The sequence below is a fragment of the Dietzia sp. NPDC055877 genome (assembly GCF_053615975.1).
In genome coordinates, this window is record NZ_JBSHCV010000009.1 from 1 (window position 1) to 20,954 (window position 20,954).

The 20,954-nt window shown below is 69.9% G+C and carries 16 protein-coding genes and 2 tRNA genes; 5 read left to right on the plus strand and 13 right to left on the minus strand.

The genetic code is table 11. From position 1 onward, the window contains the following. Positions 1-133 precede the first annotated feature (133 nt). The 3 genes from ACWGLC_RS10925 to gltX form a co-directional block, all read right to left on the minus strand. Positions 134-206: transfer RNA gene (locus tag ACWGLC_RS10925), tRNA-Glu, on the minus strand. A 54-nt stretch (positions 207-260) separates the two neighbouring features. Continuing rightward, positions 261-332, minus strand: a tRNA-Gln gene (locus tag ACWGLC_RS10930). A gap of 80 nt (positions 333-412) precedes the next feature. After that, positions 413-1,897: a glutamate--tRNA ligase gene (gene gltX / locus ACWGLC_RS10935; protein WP_452099938.1), complete on the minus strand. Its 1,485-nt coding sequence runs from the start codon at positions 1,895-1,897 to the stop codon at positions 413-415. 125 nt (positions 1,898-2,022) lie between these two features. Here gltX and ACWGLC_RS10940 point away from each other — a divergent pair, with 125 nt between their 5' ends. After that, positions 2,023-3,153, plus strand: coding sequence for an isochorismate synthase (locus tag ACWGLC_RS10940; protein ID WP_452099939.1), 1,131 nt, complete (start codon positions 2,023-2,025; stop codon positions 3,151-3,153). A 61-nt stretch (positions 3,154-3,214) separates the two neighbouring features. Here the strand turns inward: ACWGLC_RS10940 and ACWGLC_RS10945 are convergent, their stop codons facing one another. The 5 genes from ACWGLC_RS10945 to serA all read right to left on the minus strand — a co-directional run bounded on the left by ACWGLC_RS10945 (position 3,215) and on the right by serA (position 9,342). After that, the gene (locus tag ACWGLC_RS10945) at positions 3,215-4,009 is read right to left on the minus strand and encodes a fumarylacetoacetate hydrolase family protein (RefSeq protein ID WP_452099940.1); all 795 of its coding nucleotides are present in this window, start codon (positions 4,007-4,009) and stop codon (positions 3,215-3,217) included. Between the two features lie 10 nt (positions 4,010-4,019). Next, positions 4,020-4,736 (minus strand): exonuclease domain-containing protein, encoded by a 717-nt coding sequence (locus ACWGLC_RS10950; protein WP_452099941.1) that lies wholly within the window; start codon positions 4,734-4,736, stop codon positions 4,020-4,022. Beyond that, on the minus strand, positions 4,736-6,598 hold the full coding sequence (locus ACWGLC_RS10955) for a DUF294 nucleotidyltransferase-like domain-containing protein (protein ID WP_452099942.1): 1,863 nt from the start codon (positions 6,596-6,598) through the stop codon (positions 4,736-4,738). Before ACWGLC_RS10955 ends, ACWGLC_RS10950 begins: the two co-directional genes overlap by 1 nt. 106 nt (positions 6,599-6,704) lie before the next feature. Next, a complete protein-coding gene (locus tag ACWGLC_RS10960; protein WP_452099943.1) occupies positions 6,705-7,724 on the minus strand; it encodes a 3-isopropylmalate dehydrogenase in 1,020 nt (339 codons plus the stop codon). Positions 7,725-7,749: 25 nt separating this feature from the next. Further along, entirely contained in the window at positions 7,750-9,342 is a 1,593-nt protein-coding gene (gene serA, locus ACWGLC_RS10965; RefSeq protein ID WP_452099944.1) for a phosphoglycerate dehydrogenase, read from the minus strand. Positions 9,343-9,505: 163 nt separating this feature from the next. On the opposite strand from serA, the gene ACWGLC_RS10970 reads away from it, so the two are divergent. Continuing rightward, the gene (locus tag ACWGLC_RS10970) at positions 9,506-10,117 is read left to right on the plus strand and encodes a hypothetical protein (protein WP_452099945.1); all 612 of its coding nucleotides are present in this window, start codon (positions 9,506-9,508) and stop codon (positions 10,115-10,117) included. Further along, positions 10,114-11,616 carry a phytoene desaturase family protein gene (locus tag ACWGLC_RS10975; protein ID WP_452099946.1) on the plus strand — a complete coding sequence of 501 codons (1,503 nt, stop codon included), beginning with the start codon at positions 10,114-10,116 and terminating at the stop codon, positions 11,614-11,616. Before ACWGLC_RS10970 ends, ACWGLC_RS10975 begins: the two co-directional genes overlap by 4 nt. Positions 11,617-11,634: 18 nt before the next feature. On the opposite strand, the gene ACWGLC_RS10980 is transcribed toward ACWGLC_RS10975, so the two are convergent. The 4 genes from ACWGLC_RS10980 to ACWGLC_RS10995 all read right to left on the minus strand — a co-directional run bounded on the left by ACWGLC_RS10980 (position 11,635) and on the right by ACWGLC_RS10995 (position 16,796). Further along, positions 11,635-13,266, minus strand: coding sequence for a hypothetical protein (locus ACWGLC_RS10980; RefSeq protein WP_452099947.1), 1,632 nt, complete (start codon positions 13,264-13,266; stop codon positions 11,635-11,637). Between the two features lie 75 nt (positions 13,267-13,341). Continuing rightward, positions 13,342-14,355, minus strand: a complete 1,014-nt coding sequence (gene ilvC, locus ACWGLC_RS10985) for a ketol-acid reductoisomerase (protein WP_230928711.1) — start codon at positions 14,353-14,355, stop codon at positions 13,342-13,344. A 42-nt stretch (positions 14,356-14,397) separates the two neighbouring features. Further along, positions 14,398-14,904, minus strand: coding sequence for an acetolactate synthase small subunit (gene ilvN, locus ACWGLC_RS10990; protein ID WP_230928710.1), 507 nt, complete (start codon positions 14,902-14,904; stop codon positions 14,398-14,400). After that, positions 14,901-16,796 carry an acetolactate synthase large subunit gene (locus ACWGLC_RS10995; RefSeq protein WP_452099948.1) on the minus strand — a complete coding sequence of 632 codons (1,896 nt, stop codon included), beginning with the start codon at positions 16,794-16,796 and terminating at the stop codon, positions 14,901-14,903. Before ACWGLC_RS10995 ends, ilvN begins: the two co-directional genes overlap by 4 nt. Positions 16,797-17,147: 351 nt before the next feature. Between ACWGLC_RS10995 and ACWGLC_RS11000 the strand changes: the two genes are divergently transcribed. Continuing rightward, entirely contained in the window at positions 17,148-17,510 is a 363-nt protein-coding gene (locus tag ACWGLC_RS11000; RefSeq protein ID WP_452099949.1) for a PH domain-containing protein, read from the plus strand. Here the strand turns inward: ACWGLC_RS11000 and ACWGLC_RS11005 are convergent. Beyond that, complete coding sequence (locus ACWGLC_RS11005; RefSeq protein ID WP_452099950.1) at positions 17,403-18,917, minus strand: YhgE/Pip domain-containing protein; 1,515 nt, start codon at positions 18,915-18,917, stop codon at positions 17,403-17,405. The two genes, ACWGLC_RS11000 and ACWGLC_RS11005, sit on opposite strands and share 108 nt — an antisense overlap. Before the next feature lie 171 nt (positions 18,918-19,088). Between ACWGLC_RS11005 and ilvD the strand changes: the two genes are divergently transcribed. Then, on the plus strand, positions 19,089-20,927 hold the full coding sequence (ilvD, locus tag ACWGLC_RS11010) for a dihydroxy-acid dehydratase (RefSeq protein ID WP_452099951.1): 1,839 nt from the start codon (positions 19,089-19,091) through the stop codon (positions 20,925-20,927). Positions 20,928-20,954 lie beyond the last annotated feature (27 nt).

A 20,954-nucleotide genomic window follows, 5' to 3' on the forward strand; every position in this document is an offset into this window, starting at 1 on the left:
GAACCAGCCACTAACCAACCCCGACACGCCCAGCGCTATACACACATTTTGGCCACTAGCCCCCATTAGCCCGCGACACCCGACGAGACGAGAAAGGCGCCCGGAGCATGTGCTCCGGGCGCCTTCTGCGTTGTACCCCCGATGGGATTCGAACCCACGCTACCGCCGTGAGAGGGCGGCGTCCTAGGCCGCTAGACGACGGGGGCTTAGGACGCGGATCCGTTACGGATCTCGCTGCGGAACGCGTCAGACGCGCTCAGCTGGCCTACCAGGACTCGAACCTAGAACGACGGTACCAGAAACCGCTGTGTTGCCAATTACACCATAGGCCACTGAATTCACTCGGCTGCCCCTTCCGAAGCAACCTCGAAGAGACTATCAAACCCCTGTGGGGTGAATGCAAATCGGCTGGTCAATCCGCGATCGGCGCCGCCTTCAGGCGAGCGATCGTGGCCTCGCGACCGAGCAGTTCGAGGGACTCGAACAGCGGCGGCGAGATGTGCGATCCCGTCACCGCCACGCGCACCGGGCCGTAGGCCTTGCGCGGCTTGATCCCCAGCTCCTCCACGAGCGCGGCGGACAGCGCGGCCTCGATGGCCGACGTGGTCCACTCCCCGAGCCCCTCCAGCGCCGCCACGGCCGCGTCCACGACCTCCCGCGCCTCGGCCTTGAGGTTCTTGGCCGCCGACTGCGGGTCGACCGCGAACTCCGCTTCCGGCACGACGAGGAACCGGATCAGGTCCCACGCGTCGGACAGCACCACGATGCGGGTCTGCAGGAGTTCCGCGACGGTCGACCAACGATCGCCGTCAAGGCTCTCCGGGAGGGTCGACCCGTCCTCTGCGGGGTGCGCCACGAGGAACTCACGCAACCGGCGCGCGAACTCCTCGGCCGGCAGCTGCCGGATGTGCTCGGCGTTGATCGCGTCGGCCTTCTTCTGGTCGAAACGGGCCGGGTTGGCGTTGACCTGGCGGATGTCGAACGCGTGCACCATCTCCCCGAGCGAGAACACGTCCCGATCCTCCGACAGACCCCAGCCCAGCAGCGCGAGGTAGTTGAGGAGTCCCTCGGGCAACATGCCGCGGTCGCGGTGCAGAAACAGGTCCGACTGCGGATCGCGTTTGGACAGCTTCTTGTTCCCGTCACCCATCACGAACGGCAGATGCCCGAACGCGGGCACGCCGTCCGCCACGCCGATGCGCTCCAGCGCCCGGTAGAGGGCGATCTGGCGCGGTGTGGAGCTGAGCAGATCCTCACCGCGCAGGACGTGCGTGATCTTCATCAGGGCGTCATCCACCGGGTTGACCAGGGTGTAGAGCGGGATGCCGTTCCCACGCGTCAGCGCGAAGTCCGGGACGGTGCCCGCCTTGAACACCGTCTCGCCCCGGACGAGGTCGTCCCACCCCAAGTCCTCGTCCGGCATCCGGAGACGGACCACCGCGCCACGTCCCTCATCGCGGTACGCCTGCTTCTGCTCTTCGGTGAGGTCACGATCGAAACCGTCATATCCCAGCTTCGGATCACGTCCGGCCGCACGGTGGCGGTCCTCGACCTCCTCCGCCGTGGAGAACGACTCGTAGGCCTCCCCGGACTCGACCAGTCTGCGCACGACATCCAGGTGGAGGTCGCGACGCTCGGACTGGCGGTACGGCGCGTACGGCCCTCCGACCTCCGGGCCCTCGTCCCAGTCCAACCCGAGCCACCGCAGCGCGTCGAGCAGCGCCTCATAGGACTCCTCCGAGTCGCGCGCGGCGTCGGTGTCCTCGATCCGGAAGACGAACGTCCCTCCCGTGTGCCGGGCATGGGCCCAGTTGAACAAGGCGGTTCGGACGAGACCCACGTGGGGGGTCCCGGTGGGAGACGGACAGAAGCGGACGCGAACGTTCGAGGCGGTCATGGCGACCATCCTAGTGACGATCCCGCCTCCCACCCCCGGCGAGGACCGGCCTAGGATCAACCGAGTACTCGTGGGCGCCGCCGGGGCGTGGATCCACGGGGTGCCCGAGTCGAGGGAGGCCAGCCGTGGCGTCAGGGAACACCCCCGACGTCGGCCGTCCCGTGACCGCGCCGGACTTCCTGCTCTCCCGGCCTACCGGTTCACTGCGGACCCAGGGCGTCCTCCAGACCTTCACCGACCCCGCCGACGCCGCCCTCGCCCTGAGATCCGGCGCCTGTGGTCTCGTCGTGGGCGCGATCGGGTTCGAGCCCGATACGCCCGCTGCGCTCACGGAACCGGAGCTGGTGGTCCGCACCGACGGTCCGCTGGAACCCCCGGCCTACTTCCGGGGCATCCGCACCCGCGCCCGCGTCGTCGAGGAGATCCCGTCCCCCGCCGAGCACCGGGCACGGGTGTCGACCGCGCTGACCGCGATCAACGCCGGTGGGGTGGGCAAAGTCGTGCTGGCCCGTGCGGTCCGGCTGGAATCCGACGAGCCGATCGACCCCCATGCCGTGTGTGCCACGCTGATCGACTCCAGCTCGCACGCGGACGGTTTTCTCGTGGACCTCTCCCCCGCCGGCGACCACTGCGCCGGGCGAGTCCTGGTGGGCTCGAGTCCCGAACTGCTCGTGCGGCGCCGCGGGGACGTCGTCGAGTGCCACCCGCTGGCCGGCTCGGCGCCGCGCGACGCGGACCCCACCGTCGACCAGGCCTCCGCCCGCGCACTGCGCGACTCCGGAAAGGACGCGTTCGAGCACGCCTTCGTCGTGAATTCGATCGCCGAGGCACTGGGCCCGCTCTGCGGGGAACTGGAGATCCCCGCGCGTCCCTCGCTCACCTCCACCCGCGAGATGTGGCACCTCGGCACGCGGATCCGCGGCCGCATCGCCGACCGTCGGACCACCGCGCTGGATCTGGCACTCGCGGTCCATCCCACCCCGGCGGTGTGCGGGACACCGACGGACGAGGCGAGACGGCTGATCGCCGGCATCGAGGGCCCACGCGGTTTCTACGCCGGGACCGTCGGATGGGCCGATGCCTCCGGTGACGGCGACTGGATGGTCTCCATCCGCTGTGCGGAGATCGACGCCGGACGGACCGGGGCCGTCGCCTGGGCCGGCGGGGGGATCGTGGCCGACTCCGACCCCGACGACGAGGTGGCCGAGACCGGGGCCAAGCTGCGGACCGTACTCAAGGCGTTCAACGTCTCCTGAGCCGGCAGAACCGGCCGCCGAGGCCGTGTCGGTGGCCGGAAGAACCGACTGCCGGATGTGACTAGCGGTCGACGACCGGATTGCTCAGCGAGCCGATCCCCTCGATCTCGACCGTGACCCGGTCCCCCGGCAGCATCGGACCGACACCGGCGGGCGTGCCGGTGAGCACCACATCGCCCGGCAGCAGCGTCATGACCCGGCTGATGTACTCGATGATCTCCCCGACGGTGTGCATGAACTGCGAGGTGTTGCCGTCCTGCTTCAGCTCCGGGCCGCCGCCCTCGCTCGTCAGCGTGGTGCGCACATCCAGGCCGTTGGGGTCGAGATCCGTGACGATCCACGGGCCGAGCGGGCAGAACGTGTCGTAGCCCTTGCCCCGGGTCCACTGCCCGTCCGATTTCTGCTGATCACGCGCGGTCACGTCGTTCGCACAGGTGTAGCCGAGGATCACCTCGTGGGCGCGCGCGGCGGAGACATCGCGACAGGGCTGACCGATCACCACGGCCAGCTCGCCCTCGTAATCGACCCGCTCCGAGCTCGGCGGGTACGCGATCGCGGCCTCGGGCCCCACGACCGACGTGTTGGGCTTGAGGAAGATCAACGGCTCCGCAGGAGCCTCGCCCCCCATCTCCGCCGCGTGCTCCGCATAGTTCTTGCCGATGCACACCACCTTGGAGGCCAGGATCGGGGCCAGGAGACGTACATCGGCCAGCGGCCACTCACGGCCGGTGAACTCGGGGGTGCCGAAGGGATGTTCGGAGATCTCCGCGCAGGTCAGCGACGACGGGTCGGAGACGTCACCACGGACCTCAACGAAGGCGAACCCCTGCGGGTGGGCAATTCGGGCGAGACGCATGCCCCCGATCCTAGGCCGTTCGCAGATCCCGGAGAGTGCGCGCCCCGCGCTCCCCGAGCTCGGCGATCTGGGCGAGGTACAGCTCGGCGCAGGCCACCGCGTCGACGAGCGCGTCGTGGGCCCGGTACCGCGGCAGTCCGTATCTCTCGCGCGCTCCCCACAAACGGAGGTCGTCCGGGTGGGGGTCGGCCGTGAACCCCATGTCGATGCCCGGCCGAGTCACCCGCCTCTGCAGCTCGAGGGTGTCGACGGCCACGAGCGGCGGACGCACGCCGTACACACGGCGACACATCGCGCCGAGGAAGTCGATCTCGATCGGGCTGTAGTGGGCGAGCAGCACGCGACCGACCATGGCATCGAAGAGCAGGTCAACCACCTCGCACACCTCCGAGCCCTCGGCGATCCTGTCGTCCGTGATGCCGTGCACGATCGCGCTCTGGCCCACCCCGTCGTCGTCGCCCCGGGCGTCCGCCCGCACCAACACCGCCCCGGCGCCCCCGAGGGCGATCCGCGTCCCGTCCACGGGCACGAACCCCACCGCGAGGACCCTGTCGCGCCGCGGGTCCAACCCCGTGGTCTCGACATCGACGGCGAGCAGCGCCAGCTCGTCCACCGGCGTCGCCCGGTCGGGCACAGGGCTCTCGAGATAGCGGCGCAGCCCACCATCCGGTAACTTCGCCGCGGCTCTGCGCCTGCCGCGCTCACCGTCCCGCCGGCCGAACGCCATCACATCCGTCCGACCGGGTACTTGAGCGCCAGTGCGTCCTGCGCCGCGGCGATGATCCGGAACGCCGCCCGCAGTCGGTGTCGGTCTTTGCTACCCAGGCTCCTCGGGTCGACGTTGTTGTCCTGTGGCCTGCCCTCCGCGATCTGGAGGGCGTGATGTCGGTAGGCGAGCCGGCGCAGGAAGCGGAAGGCCTCGGCCAGATTCTCGGCGTCGCCACGCGCGATCCCCCCGGCGCTCGCCGCGGCGTCGAGCCGGTCCAGCGTCGCCACCTCCTCCACCCCGGCCGCCACGGCATGAAGACGCGCGATCTGTACGACCGGGGCGATCCCGCCCGCCTTGATCTCGAGCGTGTTGCGGTACTCGCCCCGGCGGGCCACCACCAGTCCACGGAAGAACCCCAGCGGGGGTTGCCACTCGCACGCGATCCTCGCCAGGTGAGCCTGGAATCGGGGGCTGGCGCTGGCGCGCGCGAGCATATCCCGGCGAATCGGCGCGAGAAGCGCCGCCGGGCCGCGGATGGCCCGGATATCGAAGAACACCTGCGCATGGAGCATCGCATCGGGATCCGGGGCGCCGACCCAGTCCGCGACCTGGTTGATCCACTCCGTCGTCGTACGACGCCACGCGGGGTTGGCGGCCATCACGTCTCCGGGGCACAGAGGGAATCCCGCGCGGTCCAGGCCGTGGCAGACCCGATCGGCCAGGGCCGCGAAGTAGTCGTCGGCGCCCGCGACCGTGGCGGCGTCGTCCGCCAGCACCAGGGCGTTGTCCTGGTCGCTGGCCACCCCGAGCTCGTCGCGGGCCTGCGACCCGAGCCCCACCCAGCAGTACGGGACCGGCGCGGGTCCGAGCTCCTCCTCCGCCAATGCCAACAGCCGACGCGTGGCGGCGTCCGCGGTCGCCGTGACCACGCGGCCGATATCCTGAGGCGTCGTCCCCCTGCGGACGAACTCACCCACCAGCGGCGGCAGCCTCTCTGCCAGCCCGGCGACCGCCGCGGCATCCGGAGCGCGCGCGATCCGCGCCGCCAGATACACCGGGTCCGCCTGGACCATGCGCAGTAGGTCCCCGGACGTCACCACCCCCAGCGGCACCCCGCCGTCGACCACCGGCAGGTGGTGGACCCCGCGATCGATCTGCAGGAGCGTGGCATCGAACGCGCGGGTGTGGACGTCGACGGAGACCGGGTCGGGGCTCATGATGGCCGACACCGGCGCGCTCGTGTCGGCGTCGACGGCCACCACCTTCGACCGCAGGTCACGGTCGGTGAAGATCCCGATCACCGCGGCGGACTCGACCACCAGCAGCGACGAGACCCGGCGCTCGGTCATGATCCGTGCGGCCTCCCGGATACTGGCCTCCGGCCCGATGGTCACCGCGTCCCGCGTCAGCAGCTCCCCGACCGGCGTTCCCAGTACATCGCCCCCGGAGGCCGCCACCCGCGCGGAGGCGAGGTCCTCACGGATCCTGTCGCTGCGTTCGCCGAAGAAGTCCTTCAGGACCGGGTGCTCGGCCGCGACCTCGTCGAACACCTCCCTTGACATCTCGAGCAGCAGTGTGTCGGCGACCGCGTCCATCCGGTACCGGGACGGTCCGGCGTGGGCGAGGGTCGAGTATCCGAAGCAGTCACCCTCGTCGCGGGTGTCGAGCAGCGTGCCCTCCGGGTCGCAGATCTCGACGGCGCCGGACCGGATGATGTGCAGGGTGTCGTTGGTCTCCCCCGCCCCGACGATCACGCTGCCGCGCCGGTGGTAGCGCTGGGTCAGTCTGGCGGGCAGTCGATCGAGTACGGTCCCGGGCAGCTCATCGAACGGCGCGCACCGCGCGAGAAAGTCCCGCACCTCGACCAGTTCGACGTCCATGACTCCACTGTGAACGCCGACGGCCCGCGGTGTGATCCTCTTCACGCGAATCACACCCGCGGGCCGTCGGCACCCGGCCCGGACACCCGGCGCCGTACCGGGGGATCTAGGCGCTGACCGCCGCCACGATCCGGTCGCCCACCTCGGCGGTGACGATCTCGGTGTCGCCTCGCGACGCGAGATCGGCCTCGACGGCGGCCTCGACACGATCGGCCTCGGCGTCCTTGCCGACGTGGCGCAGCAGCAGCGCCACAGACAGGATCGCGGCCGTCGGGTCGGCCTTGCCCTGTCCGGCGATGTCCGGCGCCGAGCCGTGGACCGGCTCGAACATGGACGGGTTGGTGCCCGAGGCGTCGATGTTGCCCGACGCCGCCGTCCCGATGCCGCCGGTGACCGCCGCCGCCAGGTCCGTGATGATGTCGCCGAACAGGTTGTCGGTGACGATCACGTCGAAGCGCGACGGGTCGGTGACCATGTAGATGGTCGCCGCGTCGATGTGGCAGTAGTCCACCTCGACCTCGGGGAACTCCGGCGCCACCTCGTCGACGGTGCGCTGCCACAGTCCGCCGGCGTTGACCAACACGTTGGTCTTGTGGACCAGCGTGAGCTTGCCGCGCCGCGACGTCGCCCGGGCGAACGCGTCGCGCACGACGCGCTCCACGCCGTAGCGGGTGTTGACCGAGGTCTCGGTACCCATCTCGTGCGGCGTTCCGACACGGATGGCGCCACCGTTACCGGTGTAGAGGCCCTCGGTGCCCTCGCGGACGACGACGAAGTCGATCTCGCCGGGCGCCTTCAGCGGCGTGGCCGAGCCCGGGTACAGCTTGGACGGCCGCAGGTTGACGTGGTGATCCAGGGCGAACCGCAGCGGGAGCAGCATGCCCCGCTCGAGAACGCCGGCCGGCACGGATCGGGGATCGCCGATCGCGCCGAGCAGGATCACGTCGTGCTCCTTGAGGCTCGCGATGTCCTCGTCGGTGAGGGTCTCCCCGTTGCGGAGGTAACGGCGCGCACCGAGGTCGTACTCGGTCTTCTCGACTCCGGGCACGAGTGCGTCGAGCACCTTGAGCGCCTCAGCCGTGACCTCGACACCGATGCCGTCTCCGGGTATGACTGCCAGCTTCATGAGGGTGGTCGGTTCCTTTTCGCTTCTAGTCCAGGTTGATCTGGGTGGCGGTGGCGCTGAGCTCCGAGACGATCCGGTCGACGGTGGGCTCGGCCACGGCGCGGTCCACCCGCAGGATCAGCGAAGCCCCCTCGCCGCTGGCGTCCTGGCTCAGGGCCGCGGCCTGGATGTCGACGCCCTCGCCGCCGAGGATGGAGCCGACGCGGCCGAGCACGCCGGGGCGGTCGGCGTAGTGGACGAACAGGTTCTGCCCCTCGGCACGCATGTCGAAGCCGCGCTCGTTGATCCGCACGATTTTCTGGACCTTCTCCAGGCCCGAGAGCGTGCCGGTGACGCTCGCGCTCGCGCCGTCCGCGGTCACGGCCGTGACGGAGACGGTACTGCGGTAGGACTTGGACTCGCTGCGGGTCTCCACCGAGTGGGTGACGCCGCGCTGCTCGGCCATCTGGCCGACGTTGACGAACGTGGCCGGCTCGTCGGTGATGGCGGAGAACATGCCGCGCAGCGCGGCCAGGCCGAGCACGTCGACCGACTCGGCGGCGAGCTCGCCGGAGACCTCGACCTTGACGGTGGTGGGGACGCCGGGGCACAGGTGCCCTGAGACGAGGCCGACCTTGCGGACGAGATCGAGCCAGGGGGCGACCTCATCGCCGACGGGACCGCCGGAGACGTTGACCGCATCCGGGACGAACTCCCCGCGGAGGGCGAGGAGGACGCTGCGGGCGACGTCGGTGCCGGCGCGGTCCTGGGCTTCGCTGGTGGAGGCGCCCAGGTGCGGGGTGACGACGGTGTTGGAGAGCTCGAACAGCGGCGAATCGGTGCAGGGCTCGGTGTCGAACACGTCGAGCGCGGCGGCGCGGACCTTGCCGGACTTGAGTGCGTCGACCAGCGCGGACTCGACGATCAGGCCACCACGTGCGGCGTTGACGATCACGACGCCGTCCTTCGCACGGGCCAGACGGTCCGCGTCGAAGAGGCCGGCGGTCTCCTTGGTCTTGGGCAGGTGCATCGTGATGATGTCCGCACGCGCGACCAGCTCGTCGATGTCGACGAGCTCGATACCCAGCTGTGCGGCGCGTGCGGCCGGGAGGTACGGGTCGTAGGCGATGAGGTTGGTCTCGAACGCCGCCAGCCGCTGCGCGACGAGCTGTCCGATCCGGCCCAGTCCGACCACGCCGACGGTCTTGCCGAGCAACTCGACACCGTTGAACGAGCTGCGCTTCCAGGTGTGCTCGCGCAGCGTCGCGTCGGCCGCGGGGATCTGGCGGCAGGCGGACATCAGCAGCGCCACCGCGTGCTCGGCGGCGGAGTGGATGTTCGACGTGGGGGCGTTGACGACCATGACGCCGCGCTCGGTGGCCGCGGGGATCTCGACGTTGTCCAGGCCGACGCCGGCACGGCCGATGATCTTGAGACCGGGCGCTGCCGCGAGCACCTCGGCGTCGACGGTCGTGGCCGAGCGCACGAGAAGCGCGTCGGCGTCCTTGACCGCCTCGAGGAGCTTCGGGCGATCCGGGCCATCGACCCATCGGACCTCGACGGCGTCGCCGAGCGCATCGACGGTCGACTGGGCGAGCTTGTCGGCGATGAGGACGACGGGACGTCCGGATGCTGTCACAGTGGGAACTCCTCAGTGTCAATTCGGGCACGGTCAGTCTAGGCCACCCATCCCCGCCGCTCACCAGTGGCCGCCGGTGGCCTACAGAGACCTCGACGGCCTATCGTGACGAACGCCTCACCCGTAGCCTCGGTGTTCTCCTGATGATCGGAAGGTCGCCCCCATGGCCCGCTCACACCGTTCGATGTCCGGGCCCGACCGGTTCCCCGGGTCGCGGGCCGCCGCCCTACGCCCCACCCGCGGTCGGTCGGCGACGGCGATGTACCTCCGTGCGCACCTCTACGGCGCCGCGGTGGGACGCACGATCCTCGATCGGTGCATCAGCGCGGTCGATCCCGCGGACAGGGCGCGGCTCGCGCCACTTCGCCCCCAGTTCGAGGGGGAGATCGCCACAACGCGGCGCCTGCTGACGGGGATCTCGCCGGTGGGTGCGCCGGGCCGCCGCATGGTGCGGGCGTCGGCGACGATCGCCCTCGCCGCGCTCCCGGCGGGGCCGATCGTGCGCGATCCGCTGACCAGACTCGGCCTGCTCGAGAGCCTGCGCACCCTGGTCGTGGCGAAGAAGTCGATGTGGGAGTTGCTCGCCGAGTCGTGGGTGGCTGACGGCGATGACGCCGCCGTCGTCGACGCCCGCGCCCCCGGGCCCGACGACGACGACACGATGCTCCCCGGCGACGTCCGGAGCCTCCTGCTCGCGCTCGCGGACCAGGCCCGGTCACAGGAGAACCTGCTGGAGGAGCTACGCCGTGGCTACGGCCTGGAACTGTTCGGGTGAGCGCGGCCGGCCGGATACGCGCGGACGTCGCCGTGGTGGGCTCCGGCCCGAACGGTCTCGCCGCGGCGCTGCTGTGCGCGCGATCCGGTCGCCGGGTCGTCGTGCTGGAGGAGCAGGAGAGCATCGGCGGCGGTTGTCGAACCGTCCCTCTGCCCGACCTGCTCTCCGGCGCCGACCGGGAACGGGCACTGTCGTCCGGTCACTGGGACGGGCTGGTCGTCGATCCGTGCTCGGCCGTCCATCCGATGGCCGGTGCGTCGCCGTTCTTCCGCGAGTTCGACCTCGCCGCGCACGGTGTCGAGATGGTCACTCCCCCGGTGCAGCTGGGGCACGCGCTGCCCGGCCGGGATGCGATCGTCGTGCCAACCGACCCCGCTCCGGGTGCCCTCGCGGCCGGGTTCGGCTCAGTGCGGGAAGCAGCCGCGTGGTGGTCTCTGATGGGCGCGCTCGCCCGTCGACCCGTCGAGGTGGCCGCCGCAGCGCTGTCGGACCAGCGTTCCGTCCCGTCCCCGGCCGCCACCGCAGCACTCGCCGGCGCCTTCGTCCGCGCACACCCCCGGGGTGCGCTGCCGGACTCACTGGGCACCGACGGGCGGACGCTGATGTCCGGGATCGCCGCCCACGCCATCACCCCGCTCGGCTCACCGGCCGCCACGGCGGCCGGCCTCGTTCTCGGATCACTTCTCCACGCCCCCCTGGGCTGGGCCCTTCCGGCGGGTGGGAGCGGCGCGCTCACGGCCGCACTCGCCGACGCACTGCACGCTGCCGGCGGGGTGATCCGAACAGGCGTCCGCATCGGTGGCCTGGCAGAACTCGACGCCCCGCACGTCGTGTTCACCACCTCGCCGCGCGGACTGGGCTCGATCCTGCTGGCGTCCTCGCCCTCGCCCGCCACGGCCCGACGCGCTCGCCGTCTCAACCGCGTCCCCATGGGCGGCGCGGCGGCCAAGGTTGATCTCGTTCTCTCCGGGCCGGTGCCGTGGCGAGATGCCCGGCTCCGCGAGGCGGGCACCGTGCATCTCGGTGGCGATACCGACGCCATCCGGCTCGCCGAACGTGAGGTGTCGGCCGGCCGCCATGCCGACAAGCCGATGATCCTGATCTCCCAGCCGTGGGTCACGGACCCCGGCCGCATCGCCGACGACGGCCGCCGGCCACTCTGGACCTACGCCCACGTCCCGGCGTTCTCGGAGCGGGACCAGACCGAGCAGGTCCTGGACGCGCTTGAGGCCGTCGCCCCGGGCGTGCGCGACGTGGTGGTGGCAACGCACTGCACTCCGGCCTCCCGGATGTCCGAGCACAATGCGAACCACCTCGGCGGGGATATCGCCGGTGGCCGGGTGGACCTACGCGGGCTGATCGCCCGCCCCGTCCCGCGCGTGGATCCGTTCGCCACCGGGATCCCCGGCGTCTGGCACGCCTCCGGCTCGACCCCGCCCGGCCCCGGCGTCCACGGCATGGCCGGGCAGCACGTGGCGCGGCGGATCCTCCGCGCCTGACCCACCCGGCTCAGCCGGTCACTGGAAGGAGACGAACCACGGCCTGGGCTCGACCGCCATCGTCTGCTCCGGCGTGAAGGTGGGGGTGTCCTCGTCGTAGAAGTTCTTCCACGCCAACCGGATGTCGGGCGACAGGCCTGAACGCAGGGCGTCCCACGTCCCCAGTTTGAGGTCCGGGGTGCCGTGGCCGTCGGCGTGCAGCGCGATGGCCAACTCGGGCCGCGAGGTGTCGATCTGTTCGCGGTTCGAGATCATCGCCGTGCTGAACTGATGGAGGATCAGGAGCTTCTGGGGTCCGCCCGACTCCCTGGTCAGATCAGCCAGCCAGTCCACGACGCGATTGATCTCCTCGGCATCCACCGACCCGATCTGGGCCCCGGGCTGCTGCCCCGGCTTCAGCTTCCACTCCGGATCCAGCGCGAGCCCCACGTCCGGTCGCTTCAGCAGGTCCTCGAAGATCCTGGCCTGGTCGACCATGTCGGCCATTCCGGGCTGCAGATCGATCACCGCGTAGCCGCCGGCGGCCGTGATCGCGTCGACCAGCGGTTCGAACTCTTCCGGGCCCCACTCGTTGGTGAAGTTCCCGTCGTCACCCGGCGCGCCGGAAGCGACGGTGCCGATGATCTCGAAGGCGGGCACGACCTGTTCGGGGGAGTACGGCTGGTACTGCTCGACCAACCTCTGCACCCGGGCCACGCTCTCCTCCGGTCCCTGCTCACCGAGGATCCCGAGAGCCGGGGTGATCGGCGAACCGTACGCCGCGACGAAGCGCCGGCCCGGGAACACCAGCTGGCCACCGCCGGGAAGCTCGGGAACGGCGCGGGCCTTCTCGACCCGGTCCGCGACCTCCTCCTCACTCCCCCAGTCCGGCCCGAGCGCGTAGATGACCTCGGCGTCCCGCACGGCCTCCACCGATCCGCCGTCGACCCGCGGGTCCGGCGCGCGTAGATGCGACACCGCGCCTCCGGTGGCCACGGCGGTGGCGATCGCGGCGACAGGGGTTCCGTCGTGCACGAGAACCGTGGGAGCCTCGTCGCCTGCCCACGCCGGCGATCCGGTCTCGAACGGTTCGGCATCAGCCACCCCGGCCGAGCCCGCACCCGTGTCCCGCGACAGGGGCGTGCCCGAGGTCATCAGCGCCGGTGCACCGGGGCTCAGATGGACGGTGGTGTCGTCAATGCGGGTCTCGGGAACATCCACCTCGGCCTCGAAGGAGACCCCGGTCAGTTCCTCGAGCCCGGCGCGGTCCCCGGGGGCGTCGACCACGTCGGCGTCGTCGGGTTCGAACGAGACGTCTCCGACCCGGAGCACCCGCTCGGCGCCGAGTCTCGCGATCTCCTCGGCCAGCTCCGCGTCCCCGCCCGGCACCGAGGTCAACATGGGCGCCCGGAGTCCCACCGCCACCGACGCCGCACGAGCCTGTGCGGCCGCGTCCGGGGCGGCCACGACGACCACGGGAGCGGTGTCCAACAGAAGGGCGGTCGCCTCCACGCCCGAGCCGTCCGTGTCCACGGCCACCCGCGTTCCCTGCTCATCGGCTGCCCGGGCACCCGGCCCCTCGCCTGACGAGCCGGAGGTACAGGCGACCGTGGACGAGGCCAGGCAAAGGGCGAGGACCGCCGCACCCACACCTCGTTTGATGTGACGCACGACGGTCCTCCAAGCACTCGGGATCAGATCCCGGTGGACCCTACAGGCATCTCACCGGGAACTCCCCCGCAACACTCAGGCGGTCTCCGTGATCGGACGGTCGACCCAGCTCATGAGGTCGCGCAGCTTCTGGCCGGTGACCTCGATCGGGTGCTCGGCGTTCTCCTTGCGGAGCTGCTCGAGCTCGGAGTTCCCGCCCTCGACGTTGGCAACGAGACGCTTGGTGAACTCGCCGTTCTGGATGTCGGCGAGGATCTCCTTCATGCGCTCCTTGGTGCCGGCGTCGATCACCCGGGGGCCGGAGAGGTAGCCGCCGAACTCCGCGGTGTCGGACACCGAGTAGTTCATGCGGGCGATGCCGCCCTCGTACATGAGGTCGACGATGAGCTTGAGCTCGTGGAGCACCTCGAAGTAGGCGAGCTCGGGCTCGTAGCCGGCCTCGACCATCACCTCGAAGCCCGTCTTGACGAGCTCCTCGGTGCCACCGCAGAGCACGGCCTGCTCACCGAACAGGTCGGTCTCGGTCTCGTCCTTGAAGGTGGTCTTGATAACGCCGGCGCGGGTGCCGCCGATGGCCTTGGCGTAGGAGAGCGCGAGCGCCTCTCCCTCACCCTTCGGGTCCTGCTCGACGGCGATGAGCGCCGGGACACCCTTGCCGTCGACGAACTGACGACGCACGAGGTGGCCGGGGCCCTTGGGGGCGACCATCGCGATGGTGATGTTGTCAGCGGGCTTGATCAGACCGAAGTGGACGTTCAGGCCGTGCCCGAAGAACAGGGCGTCGCCGTCGTTCAGGTTGGGCTCGATGTCCTCGGTGAAGATCGCGGCCTGCGAGGTGTCCGGGGCCAGCAGCATGACGACGTCGGCCCACTTGGCGGCCTCCGCGGCGGTCATGACCGTCAGCCCGGCCTCTTCGGCCTTGGCGCGCGACTTGGAGCCCTCGCGCAGGCCGATGACGACCTCGACACCCGAGTCGCGCAGGCTCAGCGAATGCGCGTGGCCCTGCGAGCCGTAGCCGATGACGGCGACCTTGCGCCCCTGGATGAGCGACAGGTCAGCCGCGTCGTCGTAGAACATCTCCACTGCCATGGTGATGGATTCCCTTCTTAAGGTTGGTGATAGAAGTCGAGACTATCGAGTGGTGGTGATGGACTTGGGGCCGCGTCCCAGCGCGACCATGCCGGACTGCACGATCTCGCGGATGCCGTAACCGTCGAGCATCCGCAGGAGTGCGTCGAGCTTATCCGGGGTGCCGGTCGCCTCGAGGGTCACCGACTCCGGGGCGACGTCCACGACATGGGCACGGAACAGGCTGGCGATCTCCACGATCTGGCCACGGTTCGTCGCGTCGGCGCGGACCTTGACCAGGGTGAGTTCGCGGGAGACCGAGCCGGCCGGGTCCTGCTCGACGATCTTGATCACGTTGACCAGTTTGTTGAGCTGCTTGGTCACCTGCTCGAGCGGGAAGTCCTCGACGTTGACGACGATCGTCATCCGCGACAGACCATCCGTTTCGGTCGGGCCGACGGCGAGCGACTCGATGTTGAACCCGCGCCGGGAGAAGAGCGAGGCCACGCGTGCGAGCACGCCCGGCTTGTCCTCCACCAGAACGCTCAGGGTGTGGGAGCGAGCGGTCACTGGTCCTCCTCCTGGGCGGCGATCACCGCGGCGTCGATCCGCTCGGTCGCCTCGTGGATCTCCGCGGGCTCGTCCGCCGCGGAGTCGCTGTCGTCGAACAGCGGCCGGATGTCCCGGGCCGCCATGATCTCGTCGTTGGACGTTCCGGCCGCGACCATGGGCCACACCTGGGCGTCCTTGCCCACGATGAAGTCGATGAGCACCGGCCGGTCGTTGATCTCCCGGGCCTGGGCGATCACCTCGTCGACATCCTCCGCACGCTCACAGCGCAGCGCCACGCAACCGAGCGCCTCGCCGAGCTTGACGAAGTCGGGGATGTGCATCGAGTGGGTCGACAGATCGGTCTGCGAGTAACGCTGGTCGTAGAACAGCGTCTGCCACTGTCGGACCATGCCCAGGTTTCCGTTGTTGATCAGCGCGACCTTGATCGGTGCGCCCTCGATCGCACAGGTGGCGAGCTCCTGATTGGTCATCTGGAAGCAGCCGTCGCCGTCGATGGACCACACCTCGGCATCAGGACGGCCGAACTTCGCGCCCATCGCGGCGGGGACCGAGTACCCCATGGTCCCGAGCCCGCCCGAGTTGAGCCACGTGCGCGGCTTCTCGTACCGCACGAACTGCGCGGCCCACATCTGGTGCTGACCGACGCCCGCGCAGTAGATGGCGTCGGGACCGGCAGCCGCACTGAGCCGCTCGATGACGTACTCGGGCGACAGCGAACCGTCGGACTGCGGGGCGTACCCGAGCGGGTACTCGCTGCGGATCTCGTCGAGCTGCTCGACCCAGGTGGCGGGGGCCTTCATCGACCCCGAGTCCCGCTCGCCTCGAAGGGTCTGGACGAGCTCGGCGAGCACCTCCTTGATGTCGCCGACGATCGGGACGTCCACGGCACGGTTCTTGCCGATCTCGGCCGGATCGATGTCCGCGTGGATGACCTTGGCGTCCGGTGCGAAGGTGTCGAGACGGCCGGTGACCCGGTCGTCGAACCGCGCGCCCAGGGTGATGAGCAGGTCCGAGCGCTGCAGGGCGGCCACCGCGGCGACGGTGCCGTGCATGCCCGGCATGCCGTAGTGCAGCCGGTGGGAGTCCGGGAACGCGCCCCGCGCCATCAGGGTGGTGACGACCGGGATCCCGGTCAACTCGGCGAGCTCCATGAGCTCCGCCGAGGCGTCCGCCTTGATGACGCCGCCACCGACGTAGAGCACGGGCCGCTTGGCCCGGGCGATCATCCGGGCGGCCTCGCGGATCTGCTTGCCGTGCGGCTTCGTGACCGGACGGTAGCCGGGCAGCTTCATCTCGGGCGGCCAGGAGAAGGTCATCTCGTTCTGCAGGACGTCCTTGGGGATGTCCACGAGCACCGCGCCCGGGCGGCCGGACTGCGCGATGTGGAAGGCCTCGGCGATCATCCGCGGGATGTCGTCACCATGCGAGACCAGGAAGTTGTGCTTGGTGATCGGCATCGTGATGCCGGAGATGTCGGCCTCCTGGAAGCCGTCCGTGCCGATGAGGGCGGTACCGACCTGGCCAGTGATGGCCACGACGGGGACCGAGTCCATCTGCGCGTCGGCGAGCGGGGTCACCAGGTTGGTGGCACCGGGGCCGGAGGTCGCCATGCAGACGCCGACCTTGCCGGTGACCTGCGCGTACCCGGTCGCCGCGTGGCCGGCGCCCTGTTCGTGACGCACGAGAACGTGCCGGACCCTGGCCGAGTCGTACAGCGGGTCGTAGACCGGCAGGATGGCCCCGCCGGGGATTCCGAAGACGACCTCGGTGCCGATCTCCTCGAGAGACCGGACCACGGCCTGGGCTCCGGTCATCCGCTCAGGGGCCGTGGACCGGGCCTTGTGCTCTGTACCCGGACGAGGCCCGGGCTGTGCCGTTGGTGCGCTCACTTCAACTATCCTTCATGCTGGTCGTGGAGCAGTGGATTGTCGCCCTCCGCGGCCCGGTCGGCCCGCGGGTACCCGGCAACAAAAAACCCCCGACGGCCACGGGGCCGGCGAGGGTGCGCGTCGTCGAGAAGCCAGGTGACGGCTCAGGCGCCGACGCGCCGGCCGAGTACGAGACCGTTCCGTGTGTTCATGGCACCCAGACTAGGTGGGCGCCGACCACAGCGTCAACTCGTGGAACCCCGATCCCACCATGTGGACCGTGAGACACTGTCAAGCATCATGAGCGCGCAATTTTCAGCCCCCCTCCCGGAATCCACTCCCCGCGACCGGTCACTTTTCCGGGTCAATCCCATGTCGTACATCGTCATCGCGATCTTCCTGCTGGCGATCGCCTGGCCCGCGACGGCCTATCCGCTCGCGCTCGGCTGGCTCGTGCTGCTTCCGATCGCCTTCGCCTGGTGGGTGGCCCGCACCTCGACCAGACTCGACGACGAGGGCGTCCACCTGTCGACCTGGCGTAGCCGCCGGTCCGTGCCGTGGGACGAGGTCAAGGGCGTGATGTTCCCCAAGAACGGGTTCGCGCGCCTGGTCACGACCGAGGAGGCGTCACTGCCGATGGGCGGCGTCTCCTTCCACGACCTGCCCCGGCTCTCCCGGGCCAGCGGGGGCCGGATCCGCGACCCCTACAGCGCCACCAGCCCCGGCGACGACTGAGTCCCGCGCCTCTGCCTCACCGGTCCCTGATGAGCGTGTCCGGCTGACGCCGTTCCGGATCGGCAGCCCACTGGCCACACCCCTGCCCGCGGGCACCCGGTCCGCGACGGCCTGTCGTCGTAGCCCCATCCGCTCGTACAACAGCGTGACGGCCACCCCGAGGACCACGCCGGCGACACACCACCCGCTGAGCACCCAGACCGCGTGACCGAGGCCCGCGCCCCAGCTCGAGTCGAAGAACATGATCGACCGCAGCCCCAGGTACGCCTGGTGCATCGGCTGGAGGGAGCCGATCGCGACGAAGATCTGCGGCAGCATCTGAGTGGGTGTCGCCCCTCCTGACGTCGGGATACCCAACACGACGAACAGCACCAGGTTGACGAGCAACCCCGCGTTACCGATCGCCGCGAGTATCGCGTGGGCGCACACCCCGACCGCGACGATCACCAGGTTCGAGAACCAGAACATGTCCCACGCGTCGTACCCCGTCACACCGATGATGTCCGCGACCCACAGGCACAGCGCCGACACCAGCGGTGCCGTGACCACCGTGACCGCCCACTTCCGGAACATCGTCTGCAGACGCCCGAACGGCGCGACGTGCACGTGGAGCGCGAGCGGGCCGATCTCGAGCGGGATGAAGCCCAGCCGGGCATCGAGGAGATTCGAGATGATCATGGCCCCGGTGAACCCGGCCAGGATCACGATGAGCGCATAGAACATCGGCAGCGAGGCATTGGTCACCCCGTCCGGCAGCGGATTCCACTCGGTCACATCGACCTCGACCGGATACTGCAGTGCCAGGGCCGCGGCGGCACCGATCTGTCGACCATCCGCATCGGCGAGCATCGTGGAATCGGACAGCAGTGTGGCCCCCATGCTCTCGTGGAGCGATGTCCGCATCCGTTCGGCGACCGTGTTCATGACCTGGCCCGACACGATCGAGACCCTGGGCGAGTACTGCAACGTGACCGACGCCCGTTCGGGGGACCCGCCGGACTCGCCCGCTTCCGTCGCCGCCGCGTTCACCAGGTCCACGACCTGCTGGCTCAACTCGGGCGGGATCCGTACCGCGCCGAAGTACGAACCGTCCCGCAGCCCCTCCTCCGCCTCCGCGGCGTCCACGATGTGCAGGCGCAACTTCTCCCAGTCATTGTTCTGCAGCAGGCCGGCGGTGATCTGGGTACCCACGTCGAGGGTCCGGGGCCCGATCGGCGTCTCGAGCGTCGCGCCCGCGTCCTCGTTGACGACGGCGACGGGAACATGCCGCGCGTGGGCCTGCGGATCCGCGGTGCCCCCCAGGTACATGAACGCCAGCAGGAAGAACAGTCCGCAGACGACAGCGATCGCCCCCGCGGAGTGCGAGGCGAACTCGCGGAAGCCACCAGTGTGTCCGGAATCGGTCATGCGGGTCCTCATTCACGTCTGACGTGCCGACCGAACGGCCGACCGAGAGAAGGGTAACCCCGTACCGGGGCGTATCGTGGGGAGGTCACGGCGCGTATGCCCCTCAACCGGGACCCGCCGCGCAGCCTTCCTGTTGACGACCACACAGTCACCGAATCGGATCGAGGTCCCATGCCGCCCCTGAGGTCACGAACCAGCACCGCCGGACGCAATGCCGCAGGGGCCCGGGCCCTCTGGCGTGCCACCGGGATGACGGACTCGGACTTCGGCAAGCCGATCATCGCGATCGCGAACTCCTACACCCAGTTCGTTCCGGGCCACGTGCACCTGAAGAACGTGGGCGAGATCGTGGCCTCGCAGATCGCCGAGGCCGGTGGGGTGGCCCGCGAGTTCCACACGATCGCCGTGGATGACGGCATCGCGATGGGCCACGCGGGAATGCTCTACTCGCTGCCGAGCCGCGAGATCATCGCCGATTCCGTGGAGTACATGGTCAACGCGCACACCGCGGACGCACTGGTCTGCATCTCCAACTGCGACAAGATCACGCCGGGAATGCTCAACGCGGCGATGCGTCTGAACATCCCCACCGTGTTCGTCTCCGGTGGGCCGATGGAGTCGGGTTTCTCCGTCGTCGTCGACGGGGTGGTCAAGGCCGGCTCCGATCTCATCACCGCCATCTCCGCCTCGGCCAACTCGGCGATCGACGACGACAACCTCGACGCGATCGAACGTTCGGCATGTCCGACGTGCGGCTCGTGCTCGGGCATGTTCACCGCCAACTCCATGAACTGCCTGACCGAGGCACTGGGTCTCTCACTGCCCGGCAACGGTTCGACCCTGGCCACCCACAGCGCGCGGCGTGAACTGTTCGCGGAGGCGGGCCGCCTGATCGTCGACCTGTGCACGCGGTACTACCGCGAGGACGACAGCTCGGTCCTGCCCAGGTCGGTGGCCACCAGGTCCGCGTTCACCAACGCGATGGCCCTGGACGTGGCCATGGGCGGTTCGACCAACACGGTTCTGCACATCCTCGCGGCCGCCCAGGAGGGAGAGGTCGACTTCGACCTCCACGACATCGAGGAGATCTCCCGTCGCGTGCCCTGCCTGGCCAAGGTGGCGCCGAATTCCGATTACTACATGGAGCACGTCCACCGCGCCGGCGGCATTCCGGCGATCCTCGGCGAGCTGTACCGGGGTGGCGTGCTCGACACCGACGTCCACTCGGTCCACTCCCCCTCCCTGGAGCAGTACATCGCGGACTGGGACATCCGGAGCGGCACTGCGACGGAGAAGGCCGTCGAGTTGTTCCACGCCGCCCCGGGCGGGGTGCGCACCATCGAGCCGTTCTCGACCGACAACCGCTGGGAGTCACTCGATACGGATGCACAGAACGGCTGCATCCACTCGGTCGAGCACCCCGCCACCGAGGAGGGCGGCCTGGCCGTCCTGCGCGGGAACATCGCCCCCAACGGCTCGGTCTTCAAGACCGCGGGCGTGTCCGAGGACAACTTCCACTTCTCCGGACCGGCCCGGGTGGTCGAATCCCAGGAGGAGGCCGTGTCCGTCATCCTGGGCAAGCAACTCCGGGCGGGCGAGGTCCTTGTCGTGCTCTACGAGGGGCCGGCCGGCGGCCCCGGTATGCAGGAGATGCTCCACCCGACCGCGTTCATCAAGGGCGCAGGGCTCGGCACCAAGTGCGCGCTGATCACCGATGGCCGGTTCTCGGGCGGGTCCTCGGGGCTGTCGATCGGCCACATCGCCCCGGAGGCGGCGGCGGGCGGCCCGATCGGGCTCGTGCGTGACGGCGACATCGTCACGATCGACGTGGCCACGCGCTCCATCTCGGTGGATGTCGACGAGGCCGAGCTGGATCGTCGTCGTCAGGAGAAGGGCCCGCTGCCCTGGCGCCCGTTCAAGCGTGACCGGAAGGTCTCGACCGCGCTCCGCGCGTACGCGTCGATGGCATCGTCGGCGGACAAGGGCGCGGTCCGCATCCTGCCGGACTGAGGTCGGGAACCTACGCGGGCCCGGCCG

Coding starts and splice junctions, on each gene's coding strand:
- gltX (WP_452099938.1), bottom strand. CDS start 1,897: ATGACCGCCTCGAACGTTCGCGTCCGCTTCTGTCCGTCTCCCACCGGG.
- ACWGLC_RS10945 (WP_452099940.1), bottom strand. CDS start 4,009: ATGCGTCTCGCCCGAATTGCCCACCCGCAGGGGTTCGCCTTCGTTGAG.
- ACWGLC_RS10950 (WP_452099941.1), bottom strand. CDS start 4,736: ATGGCGTTCGGCCGGCGGGACGGTGAGCGCGGCAGGCGCAGAGCCGCG.
- ACWGLC_RS10955 (WP_452099942.1), bottom strand. CDS start 6,598: ATGGACGTCGAACTGGTCGAGGTGCGGGACTTTCTCGCGCGGTGCGCG.
- ACWGLC_RS10960 (WP_452099943.1), bottom strand. CDS start 7,724: ATGAAGCTGGCAGTCATACCCGGAGACGGCATCGGTGTCGAGGTCACG.
- ACWGLC_RS10970 (WP_452099945.1), top strand. CDS start 9,506: ATGGCCCGCTCACACCGTTCGATGTCCGGGCCCGACCGGTTCCCCGGG.
- ilvC (WP_230928711.1), bottom strand. CDS start 14,355: ATGGCAGTGGAGATGTTCTACGACGACGCGGCTGACCTGTCGCTCATC.
- ACWGLC_RS11000 (WP_452099949.1), top strand. CDS start 17,148: ATGTCGTACATCGTCATCGCGATCTTCCTGCTGGCGATCGCCTGGCCC.
- ACWGLC_RS11005 (WP_452099950.1), bottom strand. CDS start 18,917: ATGACCGATTCCGGACACACTGGTGGCTTCCGCGAGTTCGCCTCGCAC.
- ilvD (WP_452099951.1), top strand. CDS start 19,089: ATGCCGCCCCTGAGGTCACGAACCAGCACCGCCGGACGCAATGCCGCA.